Source organism: Lacinutrix jangbogonensis (genome assembly GCF_000797445.1).
Lineage (GTDB): Bacteria > Bacteroidota > Bacteroidia > Flavobacteriales > Flavobacteriaceae > Lacinutrix > Lacinutrix jangbogonensis.
This window is the reverse complement of the sequence record NZ_JSWF01000019.1, coordinates 225,355-236,968: the sequence shown is the minus strand read 5'-3', so window position 1 is coordinate 236,968 and position 11,614 is coordinate 225,355. Positions and strand designations below refer to the sequence as shown.

General features: G+C 31.7%; 13 protein-coding genes. All 13 read right to left on the bottom strand.

Annotated features, from left to right (window positions below; genetic code table 11):
- Positions 1–106 precede the first annotated feature (106 nt).
- Positions 107–1,411, bottom strand: a complete 1,305-nt coding sequence (locus RH82_RS05110; RefSeq protein ID WP_034058684.1) for a cryptochrome/photolyase family protein — start codon at positions 1,409–1,411, stop codon at positions 107–109.
- Positions 1,412–1,471: 60 nt separating this feature from the next.
- A complete protein-coding gene (locus RH82_RS05105) occupies positions 1,472–1,936 on the bottom strand; it encodes an SRPBCC family protein (RefSeq protein ID WP_034058682.1) in 465 nt (154 codons plus the stop codon).
- A 42-nt stretch (positions 1,937–1,978) separates the two neighbouring features.
- A complete protein-coding gene (locus RH82_RS05100) occupies positions 1,979–2,440 on the bottom strand; it encodes a TspO/MBR family protein (protein WP_034058680.1) in 462 nt (153 codons plus the stop codon).
- A gap of 2 nt (positions 2,441–2,442) precedes the next feature.
- The gene (locus tag RH82_RS05095) at positions 2,443–2,979 is read right to left on the bottom strand and encodes a glutathione peroxidase (protein ID WP_034058678.1); all 537 of its coding nucleotides are present in this window, start codon (positions 2,977–2,979) and stop codon (positions 2,443–2,445) included.
- A 2-nt stretch (positions 2,980–2,981) separates the two neighbouring features.
- Positions 2,982–3,665 carry an SDR family NAD(P)-dependent oxidoreductase gene (locus RH82_RS05090; RefSeq protein WP_034058676.1) on the bottom strand — a complete coding sequence of 228 codons (684 nt, stop codon included), beginning with the start codon at positions 3,663–3,665 and terminating at the stop codon, positions 2,982–2,984.
- Positions 3,666–3,926: 261 nt separating this feature from the next.
- A complete protein-coding gene (gene folE, locus RH82_RS05085; protein WP_034058674.1) occupies positions 3,927–4,628 on the bottom strand; it encodes a GTP cyclohydrolase I FolE in 702 nt (233 codons plus the stop codon).
- Between the two features lie 94 nt (positions 4,629–4,722).
- Entirely contained in the window at positions 4,723–5,028 is a 306-nt protein-coding gene (locus tag RH82_RS05080; RefSeq protein ID WP_052158217.1) for a TIGR03643 family protein, read from the bottom strand.
- Positions 5,003–5,428 (bottom strand): hypothetical protein, encoded by a 426-nt coding sequence (locus RH82_RS05075; protein ID WP_034058673.1) that lies wholly within the window; start codon positions 5,426–5,428, stop codon positions 5,003–5,005. Before RH82_RS05075 ends, RH82_RS05080 begins: the two co-directional genes overlap by 26 nt.
- Before the next feature lie 102 nt (positions 5,429–5,530).
- Positions 5,531–7,015 carry a cryptochrome/deoxyribodipyrimidine photo-lyase family protein gene (locus RH82_RS05070; protein ID WP_034058672.1) on the bottom strand — a complete coding sequence of 495 codons (1,485 nt, stop codon included), beginning with the start codon at positions 7,013–7,015 and terminating at the stop codon, positions 5,531–5,533.
- Positions 7,016–7,156: 141 nt separating this feature from the next.
- On the bottom strand, positions 7,157–8,689 hold the full coding sequence (locus tag RH82_RS05065) for a cryptochrome/photolyase family protein (RefSeq protein ID WP_034058671.1): 1,533 nt from the start codon (positions 8,687–8,689) through the stop codon (positions 7,157–7,159).
- Between the two features lie 66 nt (positions 8,690–8,755).
- Positions 8,756–10,069, bottom strand: a complete 1,314-nt coding sequence (locus RH82_RS05060; protein WP_034058669.1) for a DASH family cryptochrome — start codon at positions 10,067–10,069, stop codon at positions 8,756–8,758.
- On the bottom strand, positions 10,039–10,191 hold the full coding sequence (locus tag RH82_RS18120; protein ID WP_081979189.1) for a DUF2256 domain-containing protein: 153 nt from the start codon (positions 10,189–10,191) through the stop codon (positions 10,039–10,041). Before RH82_RS18120 ends, RH82_RS05060 begins: the two co-directional genes overlap by 31 nt.
- On the bottom strand, positions 10,184–11,614 hold the full coding sequence (locus RH82_RS05055; protein WP_034058667.1) for an SDR family oxidoreductase: 1,431 nt from the start codon (positions 11,612–11,614) through the stop codon (positions 10,184–10,186). Before RH82_RS05055 ends, RH82_RS18120 begins: the two co-directional genes overlap by 8 nt.

The window sequence follows — 11,614 nt, the reverse complement described above, 5'->3', positions numbered from 1 at the left end:
GTTTTTTTATGCTATTTTTAGAACTATAAAAAATTAAATCTCATAAATTTATTCCATCTTTTACATCATAAAGACGAACAGGATTTGAAATATAGTTTGATAAAGATTACGAAACAGCCGCCTTATAAACTCTTAAACAACGTTCTCTAGCTGCTTTATGATCAACAATTGGAGTAGGATAGGTGAGCTCTTGATATTCTGGAACCCACTTTTTTATATAGTCGTGCTGCTTATCGAACTTTTCAATTTGGGTTGTTGGATTAAAGATTCTAAAATAAGGTGCAGCATCTACACCGCATCCTGCAACCCATTGCCAGTTTCCAATATTGCTAGACATGTCATAATCGTGAAGCTTTAAAGCAAAATAGGCTTCACCTAGACGCCAATCGATTAACAAATGTTTACATAGAAAACTACCCACAAGCATACGTACACGATTATGCATAAATCCAGTGGCGTTTAACTGTCTCATACCTGCATCTACTAAAGGGTAACCTGTGTTACCTTCACACCAAGCATTAAATTCAGTTTCATTGTTGCTCCATTCTATACGATCGTATTTGGGTTTAAAGCTATCTTTTGCTGTATGCGGAAAATGCCAGAGTATTTGCATAAAGAATTCTCGCCATATTAATTCTTTTAAAAAAGTAATATTTTGCTGCTTTGACGCTTCATTAACCATTTTACGAACACTAACAGTTCCAAAACGTAAATGTGGTCCTAATTTCGATGTATTATCTTGACTAGGGAAGTTTCTGGTAGCTTCATAATCTGCTATTAATGTTGGCGTTACAGTATAATGTTTTACTTTTACTTTAGCTTCTTTAAAACCAATAGCTTCTAGGCTTAAATTTGGCAATTCTGAAGATTTTATTGTGTTGGGTAGAAGTTCTTCCGAAGGAAAAAAAGTGACTGCCGTTCTTTTATATTCATCTATCCAAAGACGAGAAAAAGGCGTATACACTTTATAAGCTGTCCCATCTTTTTTAACAATTTCGTTGCGCTCAAAAATAACCTGATCCTTAAACGTTTTAAAATTTATCTTATGAGAAGTTAAGAGTACTTTAATATGGTTATCTCTAGCAAGCGCGTAAGGTTCATAATCACGGTTTGTATAAACTGAGTCTATAGTATAACTTTCAATTAACTGTTTGTATATAGTTTCTGGCTTACCATGAAATATCGCAATATTAGAATTATATTCTCTTTTTAGAATCGCTTGCATTGCTTTTAAATTCTCATGTATAAAAGTAACACGAGCATCCATTTTTGGAAGTTTATTAAGAATGTCTTCATCAAAAATAAAAATAGGCAATACCGGCTTGTCACTGTTTAAAGCTTCATAAAAGCCGTGATTGTCTTCTAAACGTAAATCGCGCCTAAACCAGAATATATTTACAGATGCTTTCATTTAATAATTTGTTTTATTTCAGTATTTCGAAAGGCTAATATAAAAAGAGATGATTATAAATTATTTATAAACTCCAAATAACTTTTCTAATTGTTCCTTTCTATAATTGAAGATTTCTTCCAATTTTGGTTTCACTAAAATGGGATGAACTAATTGACCCAAAAGTCCTAATGGAACCTTGTAATCTATAATGTCTTCCATTTCTACACCACCATCTATTTCGTGAATAAAATGCTTGTGGTGCCAAAATGAGTAAGGACCATATAATTGGAGATCTACAAAATATTTATGAGCTTCAAATTGGGTGATTTCACTAACCCATTTTGTGCTAATACCAGCCAGTGGTGTTACGCTATATTGTAATACTTGTCCCGCATACATTGGTCTATCTGCTCCAGAAATGATTTTCATATTCATTTTTGAAGGCGTTAATTTTGATAGATTTGCAGGATTACACAAAAAAGTCCACGCCTGATCTAATGTTATCGGTAATTTTTGTTTTTTATGTAATGTGTATATTTTCATAGAAAATTATATTTTAATTTCCGGTTAGAAGGAAATACTCTCTTAATTATTAAATAATATATAAGCGTTTAATGATGTCGCTATCAATAGCCAAATCATATAAGGTAATAATAGATAGCTCTTGTTTTTTATAGTTTTGAAATTGCTGAAGAAAAACGTAAAAATGATAACCGTTAGCGCAGAAATAACAACTAAACCTAATGCCACTAAGTGTTGATTAAAAAACACATAGTTCCATATCACATTCAAGAAAACTTGTAACCCAAAAGCTAATCTTAGTCTCTGCGAATCTAATTTTATAAATAAATAACCTAAATAAATTGAAAAACAAATCATTATAGTGGTCCAAGCCACACCAAAAACCCAACCCGGAGGTGTCCATGGTGCCTGGTTTAACGACTGGTACCAATTGGTCATTGGTCCATTATTCATCAACCAACTGCCTAAGGCGAGACCACCAAAATTTATTATTAAAAAGAAAATTATAGGTTTCGCTAGCTTCATATTTACTTTAAATGTTTGGTTATTTTAGAACTTTTTGGTTTTGTTGTTGAAAAATAATAATCAACAAGTTTACCTTCGGAATCTACTAAATATTTTTGAAAATTCCATTTAACTGAAGAATTAGAGACACCATTCTTACTCATTAATGTTAACCACTTATAAAGAGGATGCGCATTATTTCCTTTAACATCAATTTTTTCAGTGATTAAAAAAGTAACACCATAATTTACTTCACAAAAAGTTTCTATGGCATGGGCGTCTCCCGGTTCCTGTTTACCAAATTGGTTACAAGGCACTCCTATAATTTGAAGCTTATCACTATAAGTATCATTTAATTCTTGAAGTTCTTTATATTGTGGAGTAAAGCCACATTTTGAAGCAACATTAACAAATAGTATATGTTTTCCCTTAAACTGAGAGAGATCAATTGGCTTACCATTTAATCCCTTAATTTTAATATCGTAAATGGAAGATACGCTATCTGTGTTCGATTTTTCTTTTGAAAACAAGGTCTGAGCGAATATTTTGATTGGATTCATAATTAAATTTTAAAGCTTACTATACCACAGTCCATTTCGAAAACTTGTCCTGAAATTGAAGCGGCTTTTTCAGATATTAAAAATATTGCCATATTAGCTACCTCTTCTGGGTTTAAGAATTTTTTAAGCGGATGACGCTCTTTTATATTCTCCACCATCTTCTCGTTACGCAGCAGTTTTGCAGCTAAGGTAGTATCTGTAACTGTAGGAGCAATAGCATTAACACGAATATTAGGGGCTAATTCGGCACCTAAAGATTTTGTTAAACCTTCTACAGCAGATTTCGCAGCGGCAACACTAGCATGAAAAGGCATCCCTAATTTTGCTGCAACTGTACTAAAGAGTAGGATAGAAGGTGCGTTTCCTTTTTTTAATTGTGGTAAATAATGCTGGATTGATTTTACAGCACCAATAACATTAATTTCGTAATCGTCTCTAAAATCATCAAGCTTTAATCTTGAAATAGGTTTTAAATTAATACTTCCAGGACAATAGATTATAGTATCTACAGCATCAATCTCTGGTAAATCATCAGTTAAAACGTTACAGGTATAATGTGTTAAATTTTGATGTGCATTTTCTGGTGAAGTTCGACTAATATTAAATACCCTATTGTCTGATACAAGACTATTAATAATGGCATTTCCAATACCTTTGCTTCCGCCTATAACTAAAATGTTTTTCATATAATTAATGTTTTTAAGAGAACAGACATCATGTTTGTTAACGACTATCAATTCTTGTTTAAAGTTCGACTCGTCGGTCGTTTTTTAAATTTTATTTTATGACTGCAAGACCCTCTGTGAATGACATCAATTAAGTTTCCTACTTATTTTTTATGTACTACTAATAAATTTTTTTCTGTAGCTTTCATGAAGCTCCTATAATTTTATCAGCGGGTATTCGAATCCTACTTTTTAACGCAATGACTTATTTAATACCTTTTTTTAGTCTTTTAGATAACTCTGAAATTCAGTTATTTTAGCTTGCGCCTTAAATGCACCTCCGTAATAGGAAGTTACAGTTGCAGATGCTTCATCTTTAATGCCTCGTGAAGAAACACATAAATGTTTAGCATCAATTATAACAGCAACATCTTCTGTATTAAGAATTCTTTTTAATTCGTTTGCTATCTGATTTGTTAAACGTTCTTGTACTTGAGGCCGTTTTGCGAAATGCTGTACAATTCTATTTAACTTGGATAGACCAATTACCTTACCCGATGAAATGTATGCCACATGTGCTTTTCCAAATATTGGAACAAAGTGATGTTCGCAATTGGAGTAAAATGTGATATTTTTTTCTACAAGCATCTGGTTATATTGATACTTATTATCGAATAAAGTAATGGCTGGCATATTCTCTGGATTTAAACCAGAAAACAATTCTTCTACGTACATTTTGGCCACTCTTTTAGGCGTTCCTTTTAATGAATCGTCTGTTAGATCGAGACCTAAAACATCCATTATTTGGGAGAATAAATCTGCTATTTTTTCTTTTTTATCTGTATCCGAAACAGCAAAAGCGTCTGCTCTCATAGGTGTATTTAAACCTGTAAACCAATGGTCATTACCAATATCTGTGTTAGAGATTCCGTTAATGTTGGTGTCATCTTGTTTTGTAAGCAATTCTAAATCAGTCTTTATCATCTGTAGTCTTTATTTTAAATAGTTGTCAGATGCACTTCGCTTAAGAAAGAAGTATAAAATAGAATACTAATCTTAGCTCGTGTCATAGCAATATTTACCTTTTACTTATTTTGTTGTGTGTTATTTGTTTTTGTCTTGAACATTTAAAGCGTCCGTCTTCAAAATTTCTATTTTTTGCATGTTTGGTGTTTCTACCTTGAACTCTAGTTCGCCACATTCTAAAGCTACTAGACTTCATTTCCTTTCGCATAAGTTCAATAACTTCCTGCTCTTTAATACCAAATTGAAAGGTTATGGCATCAAAAGGAGTTCTATCTTCCCAAGCCATTTCTATAATGCGATCTATATCTTCTATGGTGAAGTTTTCTGGGCTGTTAACTTTGGAAATTATATTGTTCATCAAATTTTATTTTTTCATTTAAAACCTTATCAAAAAACAGTTTGTTCTCTTTAAGCATTTTGTTATTTTGAAAGTGAATAAATCTACCTTGCGCATGAATGCTAGAACCATTAGTTTTATATATTACTAATTGATAGAATGGTATTGTCCAAGTAAAGTTTTGTAAACCTTTTGTAATATGTATAAGAATACCACTAGATCTCAATTCTAAATTAGCATAATTTATATCTGAAACCGTATTTAAATACTGTTTAAAATTAGGACTAGCATCCTCAATAACCATACGTTTCGAACCTATACCTTTTAACTTTATACTTTGCATAAAGCTGTATGGTTTTCCAACTAAATCGTTAATTAACTCTTTGTTTTCTTTACTAGTATGTGTTGTATTTAATATCATAATTTAAGTAGAATTATTGCAACAAGTACTCAAAATTACAAAATGTTTATCTTTTAAACTAAATAGTTAAACAAAATTAACAAAAGATTAAAGGTAATTATATTAAGTACCCTTAACCATCTGTAACCTATTGCTTAATGTATGACGTTTAAGAATACGGCTAGCCTCCTTTTTAACGATAAGATTATCTTTCATATTCCATAAAATAGAGCTCGCTCTTTTTCTAGATTCTTTCTCATTAACAATAGGGAAAGGATAGTCTTTGCCGAGTTCGAAACCTGTTAATTGCTGGTCAAAATAAGATAGCGTTTGTGGCTCATGTATGTAAGGTGCTTGCAAGCTAGCCAGTTCTGGAACCCACTTTTTTATAAATTCACCATTTGGATCATGTTCAATACTATTTTTTACAGGATTATAAATGCGTAACATATTAATGCCTGTTTCTCCTGCTTGCATTTGTATTTGTGGATAATGTATTCCAGGTTCAAAATCTAAGAACATTGATGCTAAATATTCGCTCATAGCTTGCCAAGGCTGCCATAGATTATGAGTAAAAAAAGAGACGACCATTGCGCGCATTCTAAAGTTTAGATATCCAGTTTCATTTAAACAACGCATACATGCATCGACTAACGGAAAACCTGTTTGTCCAGTTTTCCAAGCTTGTTGGTACACTTTGTTTTCAGGTTTATTAAGTTCATGATAGCCTTTATTAACGCTTTTAAATTCCATTAAATGTTCCATTTCAAATTTCTGAATAAAATGGGCTTGCCAACGTAATCGAGACATAAAAGCATTTAAATGGCGTTTATGTTTGCCTTGCTCTCTAACCTCTGCAGCTAAATTAATAACCTGTTTAACAGATAAGTTTCCCCAGGCAATGTAAGGCGATAAGCGGCTGCAACCGGTTCTAGCTTCAATTGGTTTACTAATATGAAACATATAATTAGGAACACGATCGGAAAAGAAAGAACGCATATATTTCAATCCTGTGGTTGTACCACCTTTCTGAAAATCTCTAGTATTTAATGTTTTTAGAGGTGTGATTTCGAAATCTTTTTCAAGGTTAATTATTTCTGAAATTGTGAGTAGTTGGTTTTTCTTCGGAAGAAATAAGTGATAGTCATTATTCATGAAATTATTCCAATCTTCAAACCAAGTATTTCTATTATTTATGCCGCGAATAATGGCATTATTGGCATTTTCTAGCCAAATTATATTTTCTTTTTTACAAAATGAATGAAATTGAAGATCACGCTTAAAAGTAGATAGGATTCCTGTTTCTTGATGCGAATATACTTGAGTTATAGTATAGTGTTGCTTTAGTTTTGTAATTATAGTTTGGATACTGTCGTTAACAACCAACACTTGAGAATCTAATGATTTTAGTGTTGCATTTAAATCTTCCAGCGATTGTTTTACAAAATCCCAATGGCGTTTACTGTAATGTTTATCTTCTAGTAAAAATTTTTCAAAAGCATATAACAAAAGTACACGTTTGTTAGCTGCTAAAGCGCGCTCAATAGCCTCATTATCTTGTAAACGAAGGTCTCTTTTAAACCATACTATTTGTAGTTCTTGTTTCATAATTACTTAAGAAATCAGGTGTCTCTTTTTACCCGTTACGTGTTTAAAGGTATTTCGTGTTTTTTGCCAAACGGTTGTCTTCTACTAAAACAGAATTCATCTTCCTTAAGCTTGAGTAAGTAGCTAACCAAACAATTTAAATCAAAAATTATCTGGATTTTCAATAATTTCTTGTGCTCTCAATTTTAGCTCAAATAAAACTTCGGATTTCATTTTATCTAATAAACTATACATCATTTTCATTCTAAAAATATGACTTAATTTTTCGCGTTTATCATCTAAGAAATTCCAATACAAACTATTAAAAGGGCAGGCTTTTGGTCCAATTTTTTCCTTTTTATTATAGTAACAATCATCGCAATAATTACTCATTTTACTAATATAACTTCCGCTAGACACATAAGGTTTGGTTGCTATTTTACCACCATCGGCAAATTGGCTCATGCCTCTAGTGTTAGGTAATTGAACCCATTCCACAGCATCTACATAAATGCCTAAATACCAAGCATCGACTTCGTCTGGATTAATTTGCGTTAATAACGCATAATTGCCAGTAATCATTAATCTTTGAATATGATGAGCATACCCATTATCTAAAGAATTGGTTATTGCGCTTTTTAGACAATTCATTTTAGTATTACCAGTCCAAAAGAAATCTGGTAATGTATTTGAATTTTCTAAATAATTTAAAGTCTTATATTCTGGCATTAATGCCCAATACATGCCTCGCATATACTCTCTCCATCCAATAATTTGCCTTATAAATCCTTCTACTTGAGAAATGTTAATGTCTTCTCCATGTTTCCGCCAATAATTTAATACAGTAGTTACTATTGCTTTTGGTGAAATTAATTTACAATTCATTGCAAAAGAAATACGCGAGTGGAAAAGGTAAACTTCTTCTGTATGCATGGCATCTTGGTAGTCTCCAAAATGAATTAATAAATGCTCGCAAAAATATTTTAATTGGGATAAAGCTTGTTTCCTATTAATGGGGTATTCGAAATAGTCTGAATTAAAATGACCTATAGTCTCTACATTTTTAGATTTTATAACAGCTAAAATATCTGAAACATCGTTTTTAAAAGCCTTAAAATCAGGAATACTTTCTTTCTCTTTCCACTTATTTCTATTACTTTTATCGTAGTTCCATTTGCCACCTTCTGGTTGATTTGCAACCATTAAGACATCATGTTTTTTTCTCATGTCTCGATAAAAACTCTCCATTAGCCATTGCTTTTTATCTTTAAAAAAGCTTGCTAAATCTTGTTTTTTGGTATAGAAATGTTCTGTAGAATAGACTTGGGTTTGTAAAGGCAATGATTTACAGAATATCGAAAGTTGTTCGTCTAGTCTATATTCATCGGGTTCTTGATATTCAAATTTATCAATATCATGTTTCTCAATTAATTGTTCAAGATTATCTACGAGATTTTGAGTGTTCTGTTTGTCATTTAAATTATAATATACTACTTGACAATTTTCAGATTGTAATGTCTTTGAAAATTCTCGCATCGCAGCAAAAAAGCCTAACACCTTTTGGATGTGGTGCTTTACATAATCGGTTTCTTGTCGCATTTCAAATAAACAATACATAAAGTCTTTTTGATCGCCTTGAAACCATGAGTGTTTACTGTTAAGTTGATCACCTAATATTAATCTTAATGTTTTCAAATTTTAATATGTTGTATTTTTTATTTTATAAAGTATTCTACTGCGCTAAGACTGATATTAATTGTTTTAAAACATTGCGTCTTGTAACCACAAACGCTGATACTTGCCTGCGTTATCATAGCGTTCGGCTTGAAGTTTAACGTTGAATGTTCTATCTCGTGGATCGTTACCAACACCAGCAACGTACATCCAATTACCATAATTACTATGCACATCGTAATCAATTAACATAGATTCAAAATAGGCAGCCCCAATACGCCAATCTAGTTTAAGTGTTTTCGCAAAATAACTCGCTACGTTTTGTCTGCCGCGATTACTCATCCATCCTGTCTTTTTTAATTCTATCATATTGGCATTAACAAAAGGTTCGTTGGTTTCTCCATTAATCCATTTATTTATATCTTTTTGGTACGTATTCCATGTGTAGTCTTTATCGAGAATACCTCCAATTTTGAAAATTTTACCACCATGTTTCATAGAGATATATTTGAAATAATCTCTCCATATAAGTTCAAAAATAAGCCAATAAGTAGACTGGTTTTTAAAATGAAGGGTTTCAAATTCTTTCACTTTCCAGTAAATGGTTTTTGCACTCAAACTTCCATTTGCCAACCATGGTGAAAATTTTGAGCTAAAATCCTTTCCTATTAAACCATTTCTTGTTTTTTTGTAAACCCCTAATTTTTTAGTTTCAAAAAAATAATTATTTAAATGTTTTAAAGCTTCAGTTTCTCCACCTTTTAGCGGAAAAGCCGAATTTGGATGTTGCTTAAAATCCTCAAAACCTAAATCTTTTAAAGTAGGTACAACCGTGTTATTAATTACAGAAGTATTTTTGTTTTCTATTTTTAAAATGTCATTTTTAGGTCGAATATCACATCGCTTTTCTACATCTTTTCTGAAATTTGTGAAAACTGCTGGTAGTTTTTGAATATCGAAGTCCAAATCATCTGGATGATATAAAAACTGATTGTATTCATGGTAAATATTAAAGTCTTTATCCCAAGTATTTCTAACCAATTGAAAAACTTTATTTTCGTCTTTAGTCCATTCTTTTTGAAGGTATAGAGCATCAAAATTGTACTGCGATTCTAATTCAGCTATACACATTTCAGTATTTGCATTATAGACATATAATGGAATACCTAGATTTAATAATTGTTGTTTTAAATCTGTAACAGTTTCAATTAGGAATTTAGCTCTATATTTTTCGGTTATTTTAAAGCCAGATTTATTTTCTTTAAAGTATCTTGGTTCAAAACAATAAATTGCAATTACGGTTTCACTATTATTTATGGCATCTACTAAAGTACTGTTATCGTTTATTCTGAGGTCGTTTCTAAACCAAACTAAGCTGGTTTTATTTTGTTTCTTCGGCATTTTTCACTACAATATTTTACGTTATCCCATTCTTTGGCCCACTTTTTTCGCCATGAAAAAGGTAAGTTACAAGTGCTGCAAACTTTAGATGGTAGATTTTGTTTTTTTACTCCTTTAGGCACTTGCAAGTTTCTTTATCATGCCATTAAAGATAAAACCATGAAAAGGCAAAACACTATACCAATACAACCTACCTGCTAAACCTTTAGGCCTAAAAACGGCACGCTGATAAACTTTTCCTTTTGCCACTCTAAATTCCAGCCAAGCTTCTCCTGGTAATTTCATTTCTGCAAAAAGGAGTAAACGTTTATTTTCCTCATCAGCTAAAAGTACACGCCAAAAATCTAAAGCATCACCCGTTTTTATCGTGTTTTTATTTGTGCGTCCTCTTCGTAATCCAATACCACCAAATAACTTATCAATATAGCCACGAATTTGCCATAGAAACGTACCATAATACCATCCGTTTTCTCCTCCGATAGCACATATTTTTGCAAAAGTGCGATCTTCATCTAATACTTTTAATTCTTTAATATCTTTAAAACAACCATATTTTGGAACGTTTATGTATTTTGAAGAGATACGCTTTCTGCTACTACTACTACTACTTGCAAAAGAGTCTTTCCAGCTAGATACAATACTATTTTGCTTAATTTTTACAAATGCTAGCTCTAAAGCTTTATCATAAGACATTGGATGTACATCAAGTATTGTGTTTATTTTACTCGGTTTCCCAATGATTTCAACACCCATACTATTTACTAAAGTTCTCGCTAATTTGTACGATGTAGACGTCACAAAATACAACCAATAACTAGACAATTGAGGTGTCATGATTGGAAATGTAATAATTCTTCTTTTAAGATCTCTCGATTTTGCAAACCGCAGTAAAAGTTCTTTATACGTTAAAACTTCAGGCCCAAAAATATCGAAAGACGTATTATATATTTTTTTTTCCCCTAAACTGCGAGTTAAAAAGGATAAAACATCTCGAATTCCAATAGGTTGTGTTTTTGTATTTAACCATTTAGGAGCAACCATTACAGGTAGTTTTTCTACTAAATCTCTAATAATTTCGAATGAACTACTTCCAGAGCCTACAATAATACCTGCTTTAAAAACAGTAAGTGCGTATTTATTAGAGGCTAACATATTTTCTACATTCTTCCTAGAGAGTAGATGTTTTGAAAGCTTTGTATCGTTTGTAATTCCGCTTAAATATATAACCTGTTTACAATTCGTTTTTTCTATTGCAAGTTTAAAATTAATAGCACAATCGTTTTCCATTTGTTGAAAACTGGAAATAGAATTTGACATAGAATGGATAAGATAATACGCTGCATCTATATCTTTGGGTATATTTTTTAAAGTCTCTTTGTTTAAGAAATCGACTTCAACAACCTGAACATTGTCTTCTTCACTATATCTTTTTTCTGTTCTTAGTTTTCCTCTAACAGCACAAATTACAGTATGTCCTTGCTCTATAAGCAACGGAATAATACGTTTACCTATATAGCCAGTAGCACCTGTAACAAGTATTTTCAT

Excerpts from the sequence above, each read along its gene's own strand:
- RH82_RS05080 (WP_052158217.1), bottom strand. The coding sequence starts at position 5,028 with ATGAACAATATAATTTCCAAAGTTAACAGCCCAGAAAACTTCACCATA.
- RH82_RS05075 (WP_034058673.1), bottom strand. The coding sequence starts at position 5,428 with ATGATATTAAATACAACACATACTAGTAAAGAAAACAAAGAGTTAATT.
- RH82_RS05090 (WP_034058676.1), bottom strand. The coding sequence starts at position 3,665 with ATGAAAAACATTTTAGTTATAGGCGGAAGCAAAGGTATTGGAAATGCC.
- RH82_RS05055 (WP_034058667.1), bottom strand. The coding sequence starts at position 11,614 with ATGAAAATACTTGTTACAGGTGCTACTGGCTATATAGGTAAACGTATT.
- RH82_RS05095 (WP_034058678.1), bottom strand. The coding sequence starts at position 2,979 with ATGAATCCAATCAAAATATTCGCTCAGACCTTGTTTTCAAAAGAAAAA.
- RH82_RS05105 (WP_034058682.1), bottom strand. The coding sequence starts at position 1,936 with ATGAAAATATACACATTACATAAAAAACAAAAATTACCGATAACATTA.
- RH82_RS05070 (WP_034058672.1), bottom strand. The coding sequence starts at position 7,015 with ATGAAACAAGAACTACAAATAGTATGGTTTAAAAGAGACCTTCGTTTA.
- RH82_RS05110 (WP_034058684.1), bottom strand. The coding sequence starts at position 1,411 with ATGAAAGCATCTGTAAATATATTCTGGTTTAGGCGCGATTTACGTTTA.
- RH82_RS05100 (WP_034058680.1), bottom strand. The coding sequence starts at position 2,440 with ATGAAGCTAGCGAAACCTATAATTTTCTTTTTAATAATAAATTTTGGT.
- folE (WP_034058674.1), bottom strand. The coding sequence starts at position 4,628 with ATGATAAAGACTGATTTAGAATTGCTTACAAAACAAGATGACACCAAC.
- RH82_RS05060 (WP_034058669.1), bottom strand. The coding sequence starts at position 10,069 with ATGCCGAAGAAACAAAATAAAACCAGCTTAGTTTGGTTTAGAAACGAC.